The sequence below is a fragment of the Leptospira ainazelensis genome (assembly GCF_016918785.1).
GTDB classification, from domain to species: Bacteria; Spirochaetota; Leptospiria; order Leptospirales; family Leptospiraceae; genus Leptospira; species Leptospira ainazelensis.
This window is the reverse complement of record NZ_JAFFPT010000079.1, coordinates 229442-250804: the sequence shown is the minus strand read 5'-3', so window position 1 is coordinate 250804 and position 21363 is coordinate 229442. Positions and strand designations below refer to the sequence as shown.

Below are 21363 nucleotides of genomic sequence, written 5' to 3'. Positions count from 1 at the left end.
ATTTCCCGTTTTTTCTCTCTTTTTTCAGAGACGAAATAGGAGTCCTCCCCAATAAAATCCGCCGCCGACCGCCGGAGTGAGGAACATATCTCCTTTTTTGAATTTTCCTTTATAATAATATTCTGATAGAACTATCGGAATCGAAGCTGCGGAAGTGTTGCCCACTTTTTCAAAGTTCATGAGGATTTTTTCTCTAGGAAATTTGGTCCTTTTGAGGACGTCCTGCACTACGACGTCGGTTCCGGGATGTGGAACCACCCAATCTATATCTTCAATCGTAAGTCCGTTTTTTTCCAGGAGTTGATCCATGGATTTAAGAGTGAGATCCGCCGCGTTTGTGACAAGTTCCGGATAACTTTTCACATAACTCTGTGGAGGCGGTCCCGTGACTATGATTCCGGAAAGGTCTCCGTCGTCTTGTAAGAATGAATCGATGATTCCAAAATTCTTATCACCCGTAAATTCTAAGAAGACTCCCGCAGCGGCGTCTCCCGCGGTGAATTCTCCGTATCCTCCCATGCGTGTTCGAACCGAAAAACGTTCGCTTCCGATGACTAACGCATTCTTAAATTTGCCGGAACTTAAAAAAGCGGAAGCGGTTTGAACTCCGTGGACAAAACCAGTGCAAGCAGTGCTAACGTCGAAGGCGAGGGCGTTTTTTGTTCCCGATAGTTTGGAGGCTTGGGGCGCAAGATCGGGGAGATAATAACGATCGGTCCAGTTCGCGAGAATGTAGAGATCCACTTCTTCCGGTTTTTTTCCGGCGTCTTTCAGCGCCATCTCCGCGGCTTTTGCCGCCATATACATCGCGGTTTCTTTTTCGTTGGCTCTTCTTCTTTCGTTGACTCCGATATTTCCGATGACCGCTTTTTCTGCTGGGTGCATTTCCGGAAATTTCAAACGAGCGCGGATTTCTTCGTTTGTCACGATCGTTTCGGGAAAATAATGACCGAAACCGGTGATTCTCACTCCGTTGCTTGTTAGATTTTTTCCGCTCATTTTTTTCCCCTAAGTAAATTCGAATTTTATTTTATTATGGAAGTCTTGTATATACCATAAATTGTTCTATGTAAATCTTTTCCGGGTCCAATTCTCTTAAAACCGTTAGCTCTTCCGCTGTCACCGGTTTTTCTTCTTTGAGGGGAAGATCCTCGTCGGGAGGAAGCCAGGACGTATAACGGAGAACCGCTTCTTCGGGTTCCATTTCCTCGTCGGACGGCGGCGCGATCCAGTGGGTAAATTCGAAAACGTGATCGGAGTTGGGTTGTCTCTGAAATCTACCGAATTGACAAATCGCTTCCATCACTCGATCTCCTACCGAGGTAATGTAGTTTACTTTTTTTACGAATCTTCCCCGGTTCGCTTTTGCTACCACGATACAATCCGCGCTCGCCGCGATATCGTTGGCGCCTCCGGAACCCACGAGAAATTTCCCTTTGGCGGTTCTTGTCGAATTGATGTTTCCAAACCAGTCCACTTCCGCCGCGCCCAAAACTCCGAGACAATGATCCGGAACCACCGTCCCCAAGATGCTCGTGATATCCGAAAGCATCGTACAGTCTTTTGTGTGCAATTGACTGAATAAAAAAACGTCTCCGGTATGGGGTTTCATCGAATAAAATCCGAGTTCAGTGATGACCTGAACCTGAACTCCTTCCTTTTTCAGAAAATGAGCCGCGGTCCAAGCCGAAATATGTGCGGCGCCGATTCCCGCGAGAACGGTTTTGTATCCTTTTGTTTTAACGTATTCCTGGATCGCTCTCGCCGCCAGAATGATCATCTGCTCCGAGTCGTTGACGGTTGTAGGATCTTCCAACTTCAGAGCCTTGTTTTCTTCCGGAATCTGTTTTAATTTTCTGAGACGAGAACTTCCTAAACGTTCCAGATATTCAGCGTGACCGCCGGGAAGATTTACAAAATCGGCATACCATTTTTCCGCTTTGGAAGGCACGTTAGCCGCCTCATTGGCTTCGATTTGAAATTCGTAATCGTCGAGATAGGTGGAAAGTCCTTCAAAGACTGAAACTCCCGGAAGATCAAAAACTCGAAGAGATTGAGGATGAGCTCCGTATTCCGCAACGGATAAAGCGACGACTCTGTTTCCGGGAACCGTTACAAGTTCGGGAGGAATCGATCCTTTGGGAACGATTCTTTCCACCGTTGCGATCACACCTTGTTTGGCGGCGAGCGCCCCCCAATATCCTTCGCCGCTCGGTGGACAGAGAACAAGATTCCCTTCTTCGTCTCCGACTAATGCGTGTAAGAGGGTGTAGTCCGGGTTTAACGGAAGAATGTAGGCCAAGTCCGCTCCCTTTTTTCCTTTGTAATCCGTCGGATAAGGTTCGTTCTGATTTTTAGAAGTTCCTTGCGGATCCGGAAACAGAAACGCGGTTTTGCCTAACTTGTCCAAAATTATATCGCTTCCCAAAAGGGAATTGGTGATAAACCCGGGAAGACGCATCGCCCCTGCCATCAATCTTTGTACAAGACTCAAGAGTGACCAGAGTTCGAGTTCGAACGGAGTTCCGTCCAAAAGATTGGAGTAGAGAGAATTCGGAGAAGGTTTCGGATAATTGTCTCCGGCAAAACCGGTGATCATTTTTTTTACGATCTTGGAAATCGTAAGAGCGTGAGCGCTGGAATGAATTCCCGCCATACTGATCGTGAATTCGGGATTTGTATACTGAAAACAACGTGCGAGAGAATAGATGAGCGCGTTTGGTCTCGACATAGTCGCGGAAAGATGAAGCGACATTCCCGGTCTCACAATTTCTCGGATCATTTCATCTGGATTTGTAAAGATCTTCTTGTTTGCTTCCAATGATTCTATGTTTCCCGGATCAGTTTGAATGTTTTGGATTTTATTCCGATCTTCAATGCGGCTTTTCTTTCTTTCAAGTGCTACGAGAAAAAGAGAAGATTCATTACAGGGAAGTTGGAGTTTTTCAAAATCCTAAGTTTTTTCTTTCTATTCTTCTTCAACAAACACCGAGTAGATTTTGGCGTGTCTCAATGGTGGAAAGATCTTCCTTGGAGAAGACTCTCTAGCAAGAACTTTTTGAGGAAGAATTTAAAAACAATCCTTGATTATAAAAAATTAGCAGTATTAAAACTTGCGGATCGAGATGGGTTTTCGAACCGACTCTTTGATTTTAGAAACATACAAAAAATCAAGAAGTTCATTTCTTCCCTCTCGAATTTGTAAAAGACTCCCGCCTTACGCCGTTCAAAGTTCCATTTCGATTCAAGACGAGGCTTTCAAAAACCGAAACTATGAATAGGAAGATCTTTTTTTGAAAACTAAGAGCCCCGATCTTTTCGGACCGATCCGAGTGTTTTGATTGTTTATACTTGGGAAATACGAAGATCGCACGGTGTTCGAATCATTATGTCCCGATTGAATTTCACATTCATAAAATATTATTATGGCTGATATACAGATTGAATTTCCGGAAACCTATCACTTCTCAACCGAGTTGTCGATTCGTAAAACCGATCTGGCTTTGGATATCCACGTTTCCTTTGCTTCCATTCTGGATCTGGTTATGGAAGCTCATCTGCAGTTTTTTCAGTATCTCGGTTTTTCAGTAACTAATATTTACGGAAAGAGCATCATCTTTGCAAACGCGGGGATTTTATATCAGGGTGAATTGCTCTATAACGATCAGGTAAAGATCGATGTCGTTTTAGCAAATCTTGGAGAAAAGTCCTTCGACCTCTATTTTCGTCTTTCTAAGAATCAGAGAAAGGAGAAGGTTTCTCTTGTTCAAATTCGGGTTTTATTTTTCGACTATTGCATCCGTAAGGTTGTCCCGGTTCCGGAAGGTTTTAGAAAGAAGTTTATAGACGGCAAAATTCCTTCTTATCCTTCCCCTCCCGTCGGACCCGCGGAAACTGTATCTTCCGCCGCTTCCGCTACTCAGGTCCGAACCTTGGATAAGCTGGAAGTGTGGAGACTCGCTCATAATCTCATTCTAAAGGTATATAAACTCGGAAATCAATTGGAAGGATCTCGGGGAAAAGATCACTCACAACTTTTGGAACATCTCCGTTCCGTCGCGACTCTTCTGCCGGTTTCCATCGCGGGAGCCTGGGGTAGTCGTATTCTTTCGCAGAAAATAAAAAACATACTCAAAGCAAAAGTGCATCTGGAAGAACTCAGATATCTTTTTATCTTGATCGAAGATTTGAAAGTGGCCTCCGTCGAAAGAGAGTTGACCGATTTGGAAGTGATCAACGGACATCTAAAAAAATATCTTGTCCGGGTCAGAAACGGAAAAACTAGAAAAATATCTTAATTTTGTAATATTCTATTTTTGGAGAATTCAATGAAAGACAAAGTCGCGATGGTGACCGGCGGAAGCACAGGAATCGGAAAGGCGGTAGTTCAAGAGTTCGTATCGAGAGGCGCGAAAGTTGTTTTCTGCGGTAGAAGGTCCGAAGAGGGAAAAAAATTAGAATCCGAAATCAGATCGAAGGGAGGAGACGTTCTTTTTGTGGCCTGCGACGTTACCTCCGGAGAACAGGTAAAAAAAACGGTGGATGTCGCGGTTGAAAAATTCGGCAGGTTGGATTTTGGAATCAACAACGCCGGAATTATGGGTGAGAATCATCTTTTACACGAATACCCGGAAGAGATATGGGATAAGGTCGTAAACGTAAATCTCAAAGGAGCCTGGCTCTCGATGAAATATCAGATTCCTGAGATGCTAAAAGTCGGAAGCGGAGCGGTGGTAAACGTCTCTTCGATTTCGGGGATCAACGGAGTCGTCGGAATCAATCCGTATTCCGCGGCGAAACACGGAATCATCGGATTGACCAAAAGTGCGGCGTTGGAATACGCAAAAAAGAATATTCGGATCAATGCGATTTGTCCGGGTGCGGTGAAGACTGAAATTTTGGACGAACTTTTTCATCTCGCAAAGGATCCGGTGGAAGCGGAAAAACAACTCGTAAAATTACACCCGCTTCACCGTATCGCGACTCCCGAAGAAATCGCCAAAGTTGCGGTTTGGTTGTGCAGCTCCGACGCTTCCTTTATCACCGGTACGGCTCTTCCGGTCGACGGCGGATATTCCGCTAAATAATTTCCTTTTTTAAACGAAATAAAAAGAAACGATTTAGAATTTAGGAATTCTTCGTCGGATTGTTTTGAAAAAACTGACCTTCGGAAGATTTGTTCTTGAATACGCTCGCTGACACATTTTTATAATAGTTTTACGGAAATTCCTTCGAAATTCCGTACTTTTCTCCATGATCATTCAATATTTCGGAATTACGGAAAAAGGAAATTTTCGTTCGCATAACGAGGATTCCATGTATGTTTCCGGCGAGATCGTCGCCGGTACGGTTTCCGGTTCCTTTACTTCCACGGGCCTCCGAGATTCTTCCCATTCTCCTCTGATTCTCGCGCTCGCGGATGGAATGGGAGGTCATACCTCCGGAGAAATCGCAAGCCGTCTAACGTTGGAAAAACTCGCGTGGATGGAAAGGGCCATTCAACCTCTGGAAGAATTGCCAAGGGCAGGTTGGCAGAATTTATTTCGAAAGATCAACAATGAAATCAACGAACACGCGTTAATGACCGGTAAACTCGGAATGGGAACTACACTGGTCGGAGCGCTTTTCGGAAGAAGAAAGGTTCTTGTTTTTAATATGGGCGACAGTCGAGCCTACCATTTTTCTTCGCAAGGGGTTCATAAGATTACGGTGGATCATTCCTTTTCCGATTCCGTCCGCGGAGGAAATCAAAGTTCCAGGAGTTATATCACGAGTTGTATCGGAGGCGGAACCACCGATCTTCAGATGGATCTTTTTGACATTACGAATTCCTTAAGCGAGGGAGATCGGATTCTTCTCTGCACCGACGGACTTACGGATGTAATCAAAATCGACGATTTGGAGGAGATTCTTAAAAACGCGGCTAACGTAAAGGACGCCTGTTCCCATCTCGCGGAAGAAGCCAATCTAAGAATGACAAGAGACAATACTTCCGTGATCGTGATCGAAGTCAAGGAGGTCGCGCTCTCTCACTCGGAGCCTTGGAAACTCACCCCAAGCGAAAGAAAACGGTAAGTGTGAAAAAAACTTCCCCGTCCGAAGTTTCTTCAAAAGAGGAACGGAACGGAAAATCAGATTTTTTTAATATTTCTAAAAATCCCAAACCTGCGCCCTTGCTGTCCTCTGGTCTTTCTCCCTTGATTTTTTCCTGATAGAGTTCTTTCACTTCTTCTCCCGTAAGAGAAAGAAAGTGATCGAGTTTTTCCCGGAGCGGCGCCGCCGTCTCAGGAGTTAAAAAGTTCGCGGTGGAAAGTTTAAGAATATGAGCTTTTTCTTTTACTAAGATCAATCCGACTCCGTAATCCTTCTCTTTTTCGGAAGAATAATGACTTACGTTCTGAGCCATCTCTACGAATACGTTGAGAATCTTATTTTTTCTTTTTTCATTCGCGATCCTACCCTTGAGAATTTCGGTAAGATTTCCCAAAATCTCGTGTGTGACAGCGCCTTGGTAGTAAAGAACCGATTTCATCTTTTTGGAATGATCGTATTGTTTGTGGAGTCCGCCGGATTTCATTCTTCTTACCTAAAGATCCGGAGCGGTTAGACTTACAAAAGACGATTGGCTTCCGATTGCAAAGGCCATCGAGATCGCGTTTCTCAGTCGAACCTTTCTCGGGCCTTCGGTTACGTGATCGTGATCACATTCGGGATCCACGTCTTTGAGATTGATCGTCGGACAGATGATCTGTTTTTCCAACATGAGCGCAGTCGCGGCAACGTTGATGATTCCCGCTGCGCCGAACGTATGCCCGAAGATCGGTTTGATGGAACCGAGGGGGGCCCATTTGTTTTTTGCAAGACCGTTGTATAAAACTTTGATCGCTCTGCTTTCCGCCATATCGTTGTTAATCGTCGCGGTTCCGTGTCCGCAGAAATAATCGATATCGCCGAGATGCATTCCGCTGATTTTCAAAAGGCGGCTCAGACCCGTCGCTGCTTTTTTTCCGGTTAGATCCATTCTCATCGCGTGGTCGGCTTCGTTGTAGCTAAAGGTTCCTAAAACTTCGGCGTAGATCCGCGCTCCTCGGGCGATCGCGTGATCCATTCTTTCCATACAAAGAACCGCGGCGCCTTCTCCTAAAATAAAGCCGTCCCTGTTTCGGTCATAGGGTTTGATCGCGGACTTAGGGTGTTTTTCTTCCGAAGACATGACCGAACTCGCCGGATCGGAATACATCATCATGAGAGGTTTGATCAGAGGAAACTCGTGTCCTCCCGCATACATCACTTCGGCTCTTCCTTTTCGAATCGCCTGATAACAAAGACTGATCGCGTGATGTCCGCCCACACAAGCTGCTGTGATTGTGGTTACGAAACCTTGGATGTTTGCATAGATCGCGGTGAGATTGGTGGGATTGGAAGCCATCGACGTGAGAACCGAATAACGATCGAAGACGCTCGCGTTTCGTTCTTGGTGATAGAGTTTCCACGCGTGTTCCCACCAAGCTAAGGACGCGCGGGATGAAGAATCGATAAAACCCACCTTGGAAGGATCGACCGAATCTTTTTCCAGTTTTGCGTCCTTTCTCGCTTCTTCCATGGCCGACATAAGAGCAAAGGTTTCGCGGTTGTAATTTTTTGCGTGTTTTTCGTTTAAATCGGGAAGAAATTTTTTCCATTCGAAGTTGTTCATCTCAGCCGCGACTTTTACGGGCATGTCGTCCGTATTGAATCGAGTGATCGTATCGATCTGAGAATTTCCTTCCGAAAGATTTTTCCAGAATTCGTCCACCGAGAACGTATTGGGAAGAATAACTCCGATTCCCGTGATTACAACCCTCGAGTTTTTGCTTAGTTTCGTTTTATCCATATTGATTTTGATCTAATCCGCTTTTGTCCTACAAACGTGGATAACGCGGGTTTTTGGATTTTGAAGAATTAGAAGTTTCTCCAAAAGGCCGCCTGTTTTGAATTTTCGAGAAAAAGATTTTAAATATGACATTGGACGGCAAAAATCAAATCAAAAAAACCAAATGTATTTTTTTTGATCCGAGAAAGGGATTCTAAGGATGAGTTCCGACCTTTGGTTGAAAAGCCGAGAGGGGAAATTTGGGAAACCTGGATTTTTTGTTTTTCGGAACCGATTTGTAATACAAAGATTTGTGGGAACTCTCACGTTTTCTGTGTTCGAGGATCCTTTTTTACGGCAAAGCTTTTTCGAAAAAGGGTTTGTTAAGAACCGGGATTCCGCCGAAGGCGGATTTTCCGAGAAATCGGTTTTTAACCTGAGGAGGTCGGAAGTTCGTCCCATTTTTTTTCGAAAAACGGTTCGAGTTTTCGGAACAACAGAAGAGTTTTTGCCAAAACCTCAAAATTCGCCGAATAGAACATTCTCTTGTTTGGAATAAAAACGATGGAGTTCCTACATAGCAAGGCCCTCAGAGCGCTTTCTGAACTTTCTAAAGGATTGATTGCCGATAAATTTTTATTGGAGTTCCAACATTTCTGAGAAACTCAGTGCTCTGCTTCTATTGGCTCACGGCAACCCTTGGGACAAACTCTAAAAATCGAGAAGGAACCAAAATCAATCAGGGTTAAAAAAGAAAAATGTAACTTATTTAGTTACAAAATGCTTGCCAAAGGAGACGTCTCCAAGAAGATAGAGTCGTTTTGTGTCGAATCCTAGGAGGGATCTTATGTGGAATGAAGCGCTTTTGGAACAAAAGAAAAAAGCCTTAGAAGGATTTGGCGTTTTATCAAAGGAATCGATCTCTCGATTTACGGAGAGTTTGCGATCCCAAGACGAATGGAAATTGCATAGAATCAATCCGATTCGATTTGCTCGGGAGAATGATTTTGAAACGGGGGAGGCGATCGATCTATTCTTACATTCCGGAAAGATCGGTCTGATCGATTTTTCCTATAATATGATCTGTCCCGCTTGCGGAGGAGTTGCCTCTTCTCATACTTCTTTGGATCAGATAGAAGAAAAGAGTTTTCACTGTCATATCTGTAATCTCGACGTTCCAACCACGTTGGACGATCAGGTAGAAGTCAGTTTTTCCGTAAACCCATCTCTCAAAAAACAGAATTTGGATCCCTTGGTGGACGCGGAAACCTATCTCAAATATCATATCTCCGCAAATTTTCATAAATCCCCGGAACTTTTGGATTTTATAGGAAACAATACGAAAGATCTGATCGTACTCGAACCGGGAAAAACGCGGAATATCACGTTAGACGCAACTGATGTTTCGGCTTATCAACTCAGCTCGGTGGAAAACAATTCTGCGGTGTATTTGTATTTCGACGAAAAGGAAACAAAGGACGATCAAGTCATCGACCTGAGTCTTCTCACCAACGGGTTTACTCCGAACGAACTCCATCTCGCGCCGGGAGAATACGAACTCAAGATCTCCAATCGTACTATCGCGAAAGCCGGATTTTTGATCATAAAACCCGATCTCAAAAGAATATTAGAAATCGTGAAAGAACATCCGACTGTGATCGAACCCTTTCTTACCGCTAAGATGCTCTTGAACAATCAGACTTTCCGCGAACTCTTCCGGATTCAACAGTTGAGCAACAAGCTGAACCTGAACGTAAAAAGTCTCACGATCCTTTTTACCGATCTCAGAGGGTCGACCGAGATGTATGACAAAGCGGGAGATATTCTCGCGTATCGATTGGTTCAGGAACACTTTCGTCTTCTTACCGAAACCGTGAAAAAATTTCACGGAGCGATCGTAAAAACGATGGGTGACGCGATTATGGCGACTTTTTCGAATCCTCTGGACGGAATGTTTGCCGCTCTCGAAATGATGACCCGAATCGATAGCATGAACGAAGAATTCAAAGAACACGGACACGAAATCGGTCTCAAGGTGGGTTTAAACGAAGGACCTGCGTTAGCCGTAATCAACGATGAAAGACTTGATTATTTCGGACAAAGCGTGAACATCGCGGCCCGTGTACAATCTCTCGCTTCCGCCGGAGAAATTTGGGTCACGGAGCCGATTCTTTCGAGCCCCGGAATTCAAGAAGAATTGAATCTAAGAGGTTATGATTCCGAAAAACACGAAGCGTCTCTCAAGGGAGTCGGTCAGAAGGCAACGGTCCATAAACTTTTTAGATTGGAAGAACGGACCGAGCTGGTAAACGCAGTCTAAACCGGATTCTTCTTATAACAATTCCGAAGAAGAATTAGAAAAAATTTATTTTCAAAAAGACACGAAGAACGATCCTTTTGTTTTTTAATAGGAAAGGGTTATGAATTACAAAAAAACGAGTCTTTTAGTTTTAGCCGCTTTGACGCTTTTTGTTCTCAATTGTAAAGGGGCTGGAAATCCGGCCGCTGAAATGCAGGAACTTGCAAAGAAATCAAAGGATATCACTTGTTCCAAGACGGTTGAATGTGCGAAAGAGCAGTTCAGCAAATTGCCGGAAGCTCAGAGAAAATTTCTTCCTCCTATGCTTCAATCCAAGGAGGCTTGTTTAGAATCCATCGAACAGAACGCCGCGGCTCAAAGAGCGAAAACCGGTACGACCGAAGCCGACGAATGGAAGGACGCGACTCCCGAAAAAGTGAAAGCTGCAAAGGAATGTATGGAGCTGATCGAAAAGACAAGTTGTACCGAGATGATGTCGCCGAACAATCCGATTCAAAAATCGGAAGCGTGTCAGTTTTTATCTAAGAAATAAAAATTCTGAAAATAAAATCCGTCCGATCGCGGCGGATTTTATTTGTTTTGTCCAAACTTTCTCAATTTTCGAAAGTTTTCCGAAAATTGAGCGCCTGTAAAAAAGTCGAAATCGATTTAGAGTCCCACCTTCTCCCGTTGTATTAAAGTCCGCAAATCCACACGACGGTAAAATCCGCTTAGAAAAAAACAAAGATACGCCCCTTCCGTTTTCGGTTATTTCATTTCGCTTAACAATTCTGAAAGACGGACACGATCAGGAATTCTCTTCGATAACCTCGGATTCTTTGAGGGAAAATTCCGCTTTTCCTAAACCGCGTTTTCTTCGATCCACGATCCAATACAAATAAAAGATAATCGCGAAGACGCTTTGTAGAATGAATTGCGCCAAGTGAACCGTGGTCGCGTAAAAAAAACCTTCGGACGCCTTTCTGCCCATCAAAACAAAAGAAGAAGTGACGGATGCGTGAAAAACTCCCGCACCCGAAGGCGCCGATGGGACCATCACTCCGACGGCGCCGGCAAACATAATCAAGACGATCCCCGCATAACTCATCTCAATTCCGACTAACTTGAGTAAGATGCCGTAACTCAGAGCGTATCCGATCAGCCAAGTAAACGCCGTCAAAATCGCAGGCAAAAGAAATCTTTTGAGGACCAAAAACTTTCCGAGGTCTCGCACATAGTGCGCGAGTTTTTGCAAGAACCATTCTTTTTTTCCGATCAGTCCGGCCGCCCACGCGAGAATGGATACGATCGTCTCATTTAAGAATCGAACCGCAATCAATCCCAAAAAAATTCCCACGATCACAAGAGATGAGATGATAAAGAACGAATCGCTGCTTTCGTCCTTGATTCCTAAAAACATCAACGCGCAGATTCCGGCGGAGAATATAAAAGAAAAATCCAAAACCTTTTCGATAAAAAGCGCCGTAACCAAGGTCGGGTATTGAAGATCGGATTCTTTTTTGCAAAAATACAAACGGAAGATATCTCCTCCTCTCGCGGGAAGAAACATATTGGCCCCGACTCCGATAAAGGAGGAAAAGAGCGCATAACGGAACGAGATTTGTTTTCCCATCAGAAGATGCCATCTCCAAGAGAACAAAAGAAGTCCCCACGCGGAAGAGATACAAAACGGCAGGAGATAGATCGGTTCCCAACGTTCCTGGATTCTTGAAAATTCGGTCAGGTCTAATTTTGAAAATAAGAATCCGAGCGCGATTACGCTGACGACGGTTCCAAATAGAATTCGTTTCAATGTTGTTTCCTTGATTTTTAACCCGGCGGCCAGTGGAGTTGGCGCTCGGCTAACAGATGGAAGTGAATGTGGAAAACGGTCTGTCCTCCGTTTTTACCCGTATTGTTTACGACTCGATATCCGTTTTCGGCAATTCCTAAATTTTTTGCGACGTCGCGGATCTGAACGAGTATGTTTCCGAGAAGCGCCGAGTCTTCGTTTTTTATCTCCGCGAGCGAAACAATGTGTTTTTTGGGAATGAATACGATATGAACCGGGGCCTGCGGTGAAATATCATGAAATGCTAATATTTCTTCGTTTTCAAAGGCGATCTTCGAAGGAATTTCCTTCGCAATGATTTTGCAGAATATACAATTCGGATCTTTCATTCGTGATTCTCCATACAAAGCGCAGCGGCGCCGAGAGCACCGGCTACGTTTCCACCGGGTAGAATTTGGGTATAAGTCCTAAAAATGGGAAATACGAGTCCGTGAATTTTTTCTTTTAAAGTATTTCCGTAAAGATCCCAGGATTTGACGAGGCCGCCCGTAAAAACGATCTTCTCCGGATTGACCGTGTGAATGAGAGTTCTACAGAGCTGGGAAAGCGCGTCTATTCCTTCGTTTAACAGATTCACTGCGACGTTTTCTCCCTTTCTAACGTTTTCGAAAAATTCTTCCGCGCTCCCGAGATGTCTTCCGGTAGTTTCGTGATAACGACGAAGAAAACCGCTCGCGCTGAAATAGGCTTCCGTACATCCTCTTTGTCCGCATCCGCAGAGCGCGCCGCCGGGGAGATAAGTGACGTGACCGGCTTCCATTCCGCTTCCTCTGTAACCGTTGAAAAGTTTTCCCTGATAGACCCAACCTCCGCCGAGACCCGTTCCTAAGGTAAGAATCATGAGATTGGAGGATTTTTTTCCAAGACCGAAACGGTATTCTCCGAGCGCAGCGAGGTTTGCGTCGTTATTGTAATATACAGGAAGTTTAAAATTCTTCTTTAGATGAGCGACTAACGCAACTTCTTTTAAAAGCGGGAGATTCGCGGACTCGATGAGAATCCCGTTCTCCGTATCGATCGGTCCGGGGCTTCCGATTCCGACCGCGACGAGAGAAGAATCTTCGAGTTCTTTCACGATATCGACGAGAGAATCCAAAAATTCTTTCTCGGTCGTTTCGATTCCGGTGTTTCTCGAGGTTTGTTTGAGAATGTTTCCGCTCGTATCGACCAGACTCGCTTTGATACTTCCGGCTCCGATATCGATCCCGAGATAGGATTTCATTTTACCACCCGGGTAAACGCTCCCTCTCTCATCTCGTAGATTGTTTTTGCGTCGAAGGCAAGATTCATATCATGAGTTACTAATAGAATCGTAAGTCCTCTCGTATTGAAGTCGTACAAAAGATTTCTTACAAGTTCGCTATTCTCCGGATCCAAATCCCCGGAAGGTTCGTCCGCGAGAAGGAGTTCGGGTTCGTTGATCAAGGATCTCGCGATCGCGGTCATCTGAATCTGTCCTCCCGAAAGTTTACTCGGATAACTCTTACGAATCGATTCGAGGTGAAGACTGTGGATGAGGTATTCGCATTTTTCCAAATATTCTTTTTGGCTAAACTTTCCGACGAGAAGAGCCGGGAGCAGAATATTCTCCTCCACGTCGAGATGAGGAAGAAGTTCCGAAAATTGAAAGATCAGCCCTATGTTTCTCGCGCGGAAGTTCGCCAAGGTTCCGTGACTCATCTCGCTCACCTTGGTCGTGTCGAAATAGACCTCTCCGGCAGAACTCGAAAGCATTCCCGTGATCATCGAAAGAAGGGTGGTCTTTCCGGAACCGGAAGGTCCTACGATCGCGACGTAATCGGATTGGTTCATGTCGAAAGAGACGCCGTTTACTGCCTTGGATTTTCCGTATTCGCGAGAGAGATCGTTGATGCGAAGAATCATTTGCCCCTCCGGATCGAACGATATGGGTCTAAAAATGTAAGAATCACGGAAACGATTCCTCCGGTTCCGGAGATCAGAGAAATACAAACGAGAAACGCCTTTCCGTAGTCCAAAAGGCTGGAGCTTTCGCCGACCCAAGGAGGAAGGAAAACCGTCGTTAGAATGCTCAGGAAAAATCCGGTTCCGTGAAGAATCCAGAGTTCCGCGACCAAAAGACGGATCGTGCCGATCCGATTTCCCCCGACCGCCATCATAATTCCAGCGTCTGCGGTTCTTAAAAGCGTTCTCGAAAGGGCCATAAAAACCAATCCGGCGCTGCTGAGCAATAAAACCAACTGTGGATAATTCCGGAAGAGTTCGATACTAGAAGGGTTAGAAGGGACTTTGTCCATTCTCAGTAGAAAAATTCCGAAAATCAGAAAAAAACAAAAGAATACGGAAAATCCTATATGAAGAATACTGATTGTAATATCGCGTTTCACGATAGAATACGCAAATCTGAGGTAGGTAAGTTTTCCCATTTGGTTTTAGTTTCTACAAATGATTTGATTTTATCCCAAGATCGGGAAATACCCGGCTCGGTTCCCGGGATTTTATCCATTTACTAACTGGAACCTGAAAGAAAAACAAAAAAATGATCTTCGTCATTCTTGTAGCCATTGGAATCATTCTGATCGTTGCGTTTGGATCTTTTCTGATCCAGACCAAGAAAGACTCATTTGAAAAAGCCCTCGCTTTGGCCGCTATGGGCAATTATGTCGACGCCCGCGTTATAATTCGGGATATCCTAGACAATTCTCCTTCCAACGTCCGGGCTCACTACGTAATCGCAAAGATCTACGCTATGGAAGGGGATACGACCAATGAAGCCCGTCATCTTGAGAAAATCAAAAAGATCGGAACCTACGAGAAGGGAATCAGCGAGGTCGCGGTTTCCAACCGGATCGCGGACATCTACTACCAACAAGATCTTTTTGAAGAGGCTCTCTTTCATTATTTGGATACGGTTCAGATAGAAGCTGAAAACGCGGAGGCAAACGTTCGGATCGCCTTTATGGCATTAGGTCAAAAAGAATTCGGAATTGCGGATCGATTCTTGAGCAAGATTCCGAATGAAAAGATCAAAGTAGCTTCGATCTTGATCGGGAAAGGTGTTATTTCCGCCGCGCTTCGAAAGGGAAATCCGGTGGAATTTTTTGCAAAGGCTTACGAGCTCGATCCTGCATCTCCGGTCGGAGGTTTTCTCTACGCACTCAGTCTGACCCGGAACGGAAAATACGACGAAGCGGCCAAAGTAGCCAACTCGGTCGCGGATCTGATCGAAGACGATTACGTGCGTTATACGATCTTTCAATTCTTAATGTGTAATTATATCCTCCAGAAAAATTTGGGGGAGGCTCTTAAACACGCGAGACTCTGTATGGAGATGGCGAGAAACAGCGGATGGAAACAGGAGATGATCGACTCCGACGTTTACTTTTCTCTTCTTGCGGTAAAACTCGGAAAGTTGGAAGAAGCGAGCGAGTATTTGATCGAAGCCGAGTCCGAAAGGATCGACGACAAACGAATCATCGATCTCGCCAATTATAAATTTCAGTTGGAGACAAAACGGGCCGACGTTAACAAAACGGCGCCGAGCGGATTCTCTTTGGATGAAGAGATCGGAAGAATCTTCAGCGAACTTTTTCCGATGGAAAGATTCTACGAACTCTCCGGACTCAAGTCTTCCAAATCCTTTCACATCAAAGGAATCATCGACGAACAAGGAAACAAACTCCTCGCGGACGTTTCCAAAATCGGAGTCGGAGTTCTGGACCACTATCGACAACTCAAAGGTGTGGAATTTAAGAATCTCTGCGTTCGAATCGTGATGGCTCTGAACTACACCGTGAGTCGGGAAGTTCCCAACAAAGAAGGCGACGGCCTCAATCTTACGGGACTCAACAAAACCGATAAGGAAACAAGAGCTCTTTTCAAATTTAGAAAGTGGAAGGACGCGAAAATCTCTGATATTTTCCTGCGAGATACGATCGGTCAGCTCAAAGAATTGGGTGTGGACAAAGCTTTTGTCTTAGGAGACGCGGAGTTTACGGAAGGAGCCAAACGTTTTCTCACCGACAACCCGAGTTTTCTCACCGTAGTCTACGGCAAGGATCTCGAAGAACTTTTGAAAAAGGCGCTTCGTCTCGAATCAAAGGGATTATAAAGAAGATATCCTGGCTTCCTTGGAATACGCATCTCATCTCGTTAAGGTTAAATCCATCTATAAAGCTTCTGCATGAAGTTCTTGATCGACGCTCAGCTTCCTTATACGCTCGTGAAGTTGTTTCTTTTTTATTTTTGCTCTTCGAACAATTCATGCCCACGATGATCGAAGAATTCTCCGTAAACGACTGGCGAAAATTGACGAACGAAGGATTGATCGTACACGAGAATGGATTCTCATGAGCGGAAGATAAGCGCTTCCGAAAGACCCGGATCGTTTCCAATCGGTTTCCTTTTTTAGCTTGTATCTTTCTTATTTTCACATTCTTAGAAAACAACACCTTGTTTTTGAGAGAATGTCGTCTTATGGAGGAAGTCATTTCGACGGATAAAAAATAAAAGTTTCGTTCGACTTTCAGGATGATTTTCAGAGACTGGACTCGTTCCCTATTTTGTCCGAGTTCAAACCCGTTATGATGCCCTTGTTTCCCCACTCGATTCGAAAGATCTCCGCTGGAGCGCTCTGGTTCGGACTATTCTTATCATTTTCTTGTCATTCCGTTTCCAAACAGGAATCGTTTCTTTCTCGAGGAGATTTAAAGGCCCCCGAAATCCGTGCCGGAAAAATTTTTCTCGCGGGTCATACCGGAGATCACGGCAAGGACACTCCTGAAATTCTTCTCCTCATGAAATCTCTTATAGACGATACGGTCGGCAGGGATTTTTCCAAACTTCCGGAACGAGTTTCTCCCAAGGACGGATTGCTCTTGGATCTAAAGGGAATCTGGACTCGGGAGCAGATCGCAAAGGAACTTCAAAAAAAAGAGAATTATTTTCAGACATACTTTTTTGATCGGGAACTTCTCAAAAAACAAAAAAACTCAGAGAACGTTCGCACAGTCCGAGACTTGTTTTTACTTTCAGGCGGAATCGAAGCCGAATTTTATTACGAAAGTTTAACGGAATGCGAATTGAAACTCAGATTTAAAGATAACATAGAACTGGAGAAGGAACTTCTCAATCCATACTTTAAGAAAGTGCAGGGAAAATGGTATCTTCACAGAATGTTTTAAACAAACGCGGCAAAGAATTTTTTGTCTCGGACCTATTCTTTTCCAATGACGGAAAAAGGGAAAATTCTCTTTTTTTGAATTTTCGCGTCTTTCGGTTTCTCAGAACTTTTTTGGTCCTGGGATTTTTGGGTTTTGTCTCCTTGATCATCGCTCCAATCCAAGGAGAAGTCATTCCCTTAGAATCGAATCCGACAACGGAAGAGGATAAAAAGAAAACGGGGTCCCCCGAAAACGAAAAATCTATTTCTTCTCCTTTGGCGAATCCGGAGACTCCCACTTCTTCGATCCCGGTGACTTTTTCCGGAAAGATCATCGACTGGGACGTGGAAAGGCTGACCGAATACGCGGTTTTAAACAATCCTCTCTACTTAGCGGAAAGACAAAATATGGGAATCGAAAGGGGAAAGGTGATCACCGCTTCTCTTTCCAGAAACCCGATTCTTCAATTCCAACAACAATTCATCGGAGTTCCCGGAGGAGGATCTTCGAGTCCGAATCTCTTGGGGCAAAACGGATCTCAAGGCGGGAACACGGAAGTTGCACCCGCTATGTATCAGGACTTGGACGTCTACGGAGTGATCTCCTTACGTTCCAAGGTCGCGAAAAAATCCTTCGAAGCCGTTTTGGGAGAATTCGAAAATTTCGACAGGCTCTTTCGTCTTCGTCTCAGACAAAACTACTGGGCTTATCTCTTTCTAACTAATTTAGTAGATTATAATAAAGAATTTTACGAAAACTACAGCGACCTTCTCGAGCTCACTAAGTTTCGAGTCGAAAAAGGGGACATTTCTCCTCTCGAGTTCGAAAGACTAGAACTGGAAAGAATTCAGGTCGAGAAGTTTTACAGGGACGCTCTCGTTCGAAGACAGATTGTGGAGAAGGAACTTCGAATCCTCTCCGGAATCCGAGAATCGGAAGGAGTTTTTGCGTTTAAAACGGAGATGAAATTTAAGTCCTTGGAAGATCTCGGGTTACGTCTGAAGGATTCCACGGTCGCAGCGATCCACCGTCCTGATATCGCCGCTCTGGAAGAAAGGGTAAAAGAGAAAAAACTCAACATCGATCTTCAGAGAAGGGAAAGTCTCGGTTATCTTCAAGTCGGCGGGGAATGGAGAATCAAAGGAAACGAACACTACGCGGGTGTGTTTGCTTCGATCCCGCTTCCGATCAACGACCGCGGTCAGGGAAAGGTTCTTTCCGCGAGGGAAGAACACAAAAAATTCGAACTCGCCCTCGAAGCCAAAAAAAGGGAAGTCAACGAAGAAATCGAAGCTTCTAAGAAGGAACTCCTCGCGAGAGAAGATCTTCTTGCAAAATACGAAAGAATCAATCTATTACAAAAAAACAAGCTGTTAGAACAAAAATCCAGGATAGCCTATGTCCGTGGTGCATCCGACCAAGTGACCTTTCTTCAGGCGGAAAAGAATTATCTTACGGTTCTGAGGGATTACTACGAAGTGTTGTATCTCTATTACAACGCCGTGGAAATTTACAAGGCCGCAGTCGGAAAAAAAACAGAGAGGGATTAAGAATCCATCCCGGAGATTTGTATGATCAATTTTTTAAACCGTTATAAAACTACGATCGTTCTGCTCGCAGTTTTAGGAGCGGCCTATTTCGGTTACAAAAAATTCTTCTCGAAAAGAGCGGATGAAAAGAAGCCGGTCGCCGTGAGTAAGAGTAGATTCACGGTTTCGGAAGAAATTCTAAAACGACATCCGCTGAGTTTGGTTGCCCTGAGAGAAGTAGCTTCCGTCGACGAGGTCGCGCTTCCCGGAAGAATTTCCTACGACCCGGAAAGTATGGCAAGAGCCGGATCCACCGTGGAAGCGAGAATCAAAAAGGTTCTCGTGAGAGAAGGAGATCGAGTCAGTCAAGGTTCTCCTCTTGCGATTCTTTCCTCGGTGATGCTTGGAGAAGTGGAAGCCGCCTATGTCAAGGCAAGGGCGAGTTTAGAAGCTCTGAAACTCCAAGCCGATCGTGCGAAAGAACTTTTCGATATGAAAGTGACTTCGGCGAAAGACTATGAGTTTGCGAACATGCAGTACAAAACGGCGAAGACCGAAGTGGAAACGACTCGGATCAAACTTGAAAACTACGGACTCACTCCGGCGGAAATCGTAGGAATCGAAAGAGGGGTTTATGTTTCCTCCAATTTGGTTCTCAGAAGTCCGATCAATGGAGAAGTCACCGAAAGAAAGGCAGTTCAGGGACAACAGGTGACTCGGAACGAAGACCTCTTTACGATCGCCAATCTTACCAATCTGATGGTTCTTTTGGAAGTTTACGAAAAGGATATCGGTTCCATTTCCGAAGGGGCCGACGCAATGATCTATCCGTTGGGCGACGAAAAATCTCCCGGAATCAAAGGGGAAGTCGCTTACGTAGGAACGGTTTTGGACAACGTCAAAAGAACCGCAAAACTTCGGATCATGGTTTCGAATCGAAACGGAAAACTCAAACCCGGTCAGTCCGTGACCGCAAAGGTAAAAGGAATGGTTGCGAACACGGGAACCGAAGCAAGAAAAACTCTGCCTCTAGAAGCCGTACACGAGATCGAAGGGAAGTCCATGGTATTTATCCAGAACGACGACGGAAGTTTTGAGGCGACCGAAGTTATGATCGGGGATACCGTTGGAGACGAGGTCATCATCAAGTCCGGACTCAGAGAAGGGGTACAAGTCGTCTCCAAAGGATCCTTTATTCTCAAAAGTGAATATTTGAAACTTTAAAATTCTAATTTATGAGAAGATAAATTGGAATTTTAAGAGCGCCGAACTCCGATTTTTCGGAGTGGAACGGGGAGCCTTTTATGAGCGCAAAACAGCTAACCGAAAAACAGGTGAGTAAGATTCTTTCGAAAGGTTTTTACTTTGATCCGAACGAACTTAAGGAGTTTAAGGAAAACCGTTGGTTCGATAAGGCCTGTTATCAAAGAGCCTTCGGAAAAAAAACGTCCTGGTTCAATCTGATCTTCCGACCTTTTTTGAACGCGGCGATTCGGTGTGCAATCAAGATGGGCACGAAAGTCGAGGAACCTACGTTTGTGATTTTGCCCGTGTGGTATTGCCGCGCTTATGAGGATCCCATATCAAAATGGTCCTTGAATCTTTTGACTTATTTCGGTCCGGAGCGGAACCATGAGTTTCGCAGATTCAAAAAAGCGATGCTCATTCATGCCAAAGTCAAATACTATAGCGCTCCTTATATTTCAACTAGCTCAAGCTATTCTAGATCCATTTCGCTTCCCCGTTTTGGTCCGTATATAGTTGTCAATTCTCTTTGCGGATTGGAATTGATCGAATTGTACGAAGCGGTTGAATTGGAATCTCTTTCCCCGGCCCCGGATCGGGAATTGGAACCGTTTAACGAAAGTTTTGTGCCTGCGATTCCGTTGACAAGGGTGCCGGAATCGTTTCGAGCTTCGATAACGGAACTTATCGATGACTATGAGAAATTGAACGTTGAAATCAATCAGGAAGCAGCCAGACCTTTCGAACGGAAGTGAAAAAACTACCCCTCCGTTTTTACTATTTTTGTGTTGACTTAGCATTTATTCACTACTAAGTTGTTTAGTATGAAAGACCTGACAGACAAGCAACAGGCTGTTCTCACATTCATTACTGCCATCATCAAAGAGCGCGGCTTTCCGCCGACGATTCGGGAAATCGGAGACGAGTTCGGAATTACTGCAAAGGGCGCCTATGATCACCTCAAGGCGATCGAAAAAAAAGGTTATCTCAAAACCGCGAAAAACCAATCCAGAGCGATCGAACTCATTCGTCAGAGTCCTATGGAATCTCTTCCCGTTCAGGCTACGAGTATTCCCGTGATTGGACGGGTGGCGGCCGGTCTTCCGATCTTTGCGGAAGAAAATATCGAATCCTACATTCCCGTCCCGGACGAAATGGTGGGGTCCAATGTTCCGACTTACGCGCTCCGGGTTCAGGGAGATTCTATGATCGATGCTGGGATCAACGACGGGGATATCGCGATCATAGAAAAAAGAGACATTGCTCGAAACGGAGAAATTATCGTCGCCCTGATCGAAGACGAAGCCACTCTAAAAGTATATTATAAAGAGCAGGATCAGATTCGTCTTGAAGCGAGAAACTCGAAATACAAACCGATCCGCACCAAGAAGGCCGTGGTGATGGGAAAGCTTGTCGGACTCTATAGAATTTACTGATTGACAGAG

20 protein-coding genes are annotated in these 21363 nt (G+C 44.8%); 11 read left to right on the top strand and 9 right to left on the bottom strand.

The annotated features are described in order from the left end of the window. Window positions 1-24: 24 nt before the first annotated feature. Both JWG44_RS20025 and JWG44_RS20020 read right to left on the bottom strand, forming a co-directional pair. Window positions 25-999, bottom strand: coding sequence for a ketoacyl-ACP synthase III (locus JWG44_RS20025; protein WP_205276825.1), 975 nt, complete (start codon window positions 997-999; stop codon window positions 25-27). Window positions 1000-1033: 34 nt separating this feature from the next. Beyond that, on the bottom strand, window positions 1034-2821 hold the full coding sequence (locus JWG44_RS20020) for a CoA-transferase (RefSeq protein WP_205276824.1): 1788 nt from the start codon (window positions 2819-2821) through the stop codon (window positions 1034-1036). A gap of 604 nt (window positions 2822-3425) precedes the next feature. On the opposite strand from JWG44_RS20020, the gene JWG44_RS20015 reads away from it, so the two are divergent. From JWG44_RS20015 to JWG44_RS20005, 3 genes are all read left to right on the top strand, one after another. Continuing rightward, complete coding sequence (locus JWG44_RS20015; RefSeq protein WP_205276823.1) at window positions 3426-4298, top strand: acyl-CoA thioesterase; 873 nt, start codon at window positions 3426-3428, stop codon at window positions 4296-4298. 30 nt (window positions 4299-4328) lie between these two features. Beyond that, window positions 4329-5087 (top strand): SDR family NAD(P)-dependent oxidoreductase, encoded by a 759-nt coding sequence (locus tag JWG44_RS20010; RefSeq protein WP_205276822.1) that lies wholly within the window; start codon window positions 4329-4331, stop codon window positions 5085-5087. 166 nt (window positions 5088-5253) lie between these two features. After that, window positions 5254-6075: a PP2C family protein-serine/threonine phosphatase gene (locus JWG44_RS20005; protein ID WP_205276821.1), complete on the top strand. Its 822-nt coding sequence runs from the start codon at window positions 5254-5256 to the stop codon at window positions 6073-6075. On the opposite strand, the gene JWG44_RS20000 is transcribed toward JWG44_RS20005, so the two are convergent. Together JWG44_RS20000 and JWG44_RS19995 are read right to left on the bottom strand one after the other, a co-directional pair. After that, a complete protein-coding gene (locus JWG44_RS20000) occupies window positions 6050-6577 on the bottom strand; it encodes a SiaB family protein kinase (RefSeq protein ID WP_205276820.1) in 528 nt (175 codons plus the stop codon). The two genes, JWG44_RS20005 and JWG44_RS20000, sit on opposite strands and share 26 nt — an antisense overlap. Window positions 6578-6586: 9 nt before the next feature. Beyond that, entirely contained in the window at window positions 6587-7873 is a 1287-nt protein-coding gene (locus JWG44_RS19995; protein ID WP_205276819.1) for a beta-ketoacyl-[acyl-carrier-protein] synthase family protein, read from the bottom strand. 826 nt (window positions 7874-8699) lie between these two features. Between JWG44_RS19995 and JWG44_RS19990 the strand changes: the two genes are divergently transcribed. Together JWG44_RS19990 and JWG44_RS19985 are read left to right on the top strand one after the other, a co-directional pair. Beyond that, window positions 8700-10172 (top strand): adenylate/guanylate cyclase domain-containing protein, encoded by a 1473-nt coding sequence (locus JWG44_RS19990; protein WP_205276818.1) that lies wholly within the window; start codon window positions 8700-8702, stop codon window positions 10170-10172. 100 nt (window positions 10173-10272) lie between these two features. Next, on the top strand, window positions 10273-10704 hold the full coding sequence (locus JWG44_RS19985) for an LA_2478/LA_2722/LA_4182 family protein (RefSeq protein ID WP_205276817.1): 432 nt from the start codon (window positions 10273-10275) through the stop codon (window positions 10702-10704). Between the two features lie 255 nt (window positions 10705-10959). Here JWG44_RS19985 and JWG44_RS19980 read toward each other — a convergent pair whose 3' ends face one another. From JWG44_RS19980 to JWG44_RS19960, 5 genes are read right to left on the bottom strand one after another with little or no spacing between them, the layout of a single operon-like run. Beyond that, a complete protein-coding gene (locus tag JWG44_RS19980) occupies window positions 10960-11964 on the bottom strand; it encodes a lysylphosphatidylglycerol synthase transmembrane domain-containing protein (protein ID WP_205276816.1) in 1005 nt (334 codons plus the stop codon). Window positions 11965-11981: 17 nt separating this feature from the next. Next, window positions 11982-12332 (bottom strand): histidine triad nucleotide-binding protein, encoded by a 351-nt coding sequence (locus tag JWG44_RS19975; RefSeq protein WP_205276815.1) that lies wholly within the window; start codon window positions 12330-12332, stop codon window positions 11982-11984. Further along, a complete protein-coding gene (locus JWG44_RS19970) occupies window positions 12329-13225 on the bottom strand; it encodes an ROK family protein (RefSeq protein ID WP_205276814.1) in 897 nt (298 codons plus the stop codon). Before JWG44_RS19970 ends, JWG44_RS19975 begins: the two co-directional genes overlap by 4 nt. Then, the gene (locus tag JWG44_RS19965) at window positions 13222-13887 is read right to left on the bottom strand and encodes an ABC transporter ATP-binding protein (protein ID WP_205276813.1); all 666 of its coding nucleotides are present in this window, start codon (window positions 13885-13887) and stop codon (window positions 13222-13224) included. The genes JWG44_RS19970 and JWG44_RS19965 overlap by 4 nt, the downstream gene beginning before the upstream one ends. Beyond that, window positions 13884-14408, bottom strand: coding sequence for an ABC transporter permease (locus tag JWG44_RS19960; RefSeq protein WP_205276812.1), 525 nt, complete (start codon window positions 14406-14408; stop codon window positions 13884-13886). Before JWG44_RS19960 ends, JWG44_RS19965 begins: the two co-directional genes overlap by 4 nt. Before the next feature lie 113 nt (window positions 14409-14521). On the opposite strand from JWG44_RS19960, the gene JWG44_RS19955 reads away from it, so the two are divergent. From JWG44_RS19955 to lexA, 6 genes are all read left to right on the top strand, one after another. Then, window positions 14522-16093, top strand: a complete 1572-nt coding sequence (locus JWG44_RS19955; protein WP_205276811.1) for a tetratricopeptide repeat protein — start codon at window positions 14522-14524, stop codon at window positions 16091-16093. A gap of 475 nt (window positions 16094-16568) precedes the next feature. Beyond that, window positions 16569-17165 carry a hypothetical protein gene (locus tag JWG44_RS19950; RefSeq protein ID WP_205277074.1) on the top strand — a complete coding sequence of 199 codons (597 nt, stop codon included), beginning with the start codon at window positions 16569-16571 and terminating at the stop codon, window positions 17163-17165. Continuing rightward, on the top strand, window positions 17141-18694 hold the full coding sequence (locus JWG44_RS19945; RefSeq protein WP_232371762.1) for a TolC family protein: 1554 nt from the start codon (window positions 17141-17143) through the stop codon (window positions 18692-18694). Before JWG44_RS19950 ends, JWG44_RS19945 begins: the two co-directional genes overlap by 25 nt. Window positions 18695-18715: 21 nt before the next feature. Then, window positions 18716-19897: an efflux RND transporter periplasmic adaptor subunit gene (locus JWG44_RS19940; protein WP_205276810.1), complete on the top strand. Its 1182-nt coding sequence runs from the start codon at window positions 18716-18718 to the stop codon at window positions 19895-19897. A gap of 80 nt (window positions 19898-19977) precedes the next feature. Beyond that, window positions 19978-20673 (top strand): hypothetical protein, encoded by a 696-nt coding sequence (locus tag JWG44_RS19935; RefSeq protein WP_205276809.1) that lies wholly within the window; start codon window positions 19978-19980, stop codon window positions 20671-20673. 69 nt (window positions 20674-20742) lie between these two features. Beyond that, entirely contained in the window at window positions 20743-21354 is a 612-nt protein-coding gene (lexA, locus tag JWG44_RS19930; RefSeq protein ID WP_205276808.1) for a transcriptional repressor LexA, read from the top strand. Window positions 21355-21363 lie beyond the last annotated feature (9 nt).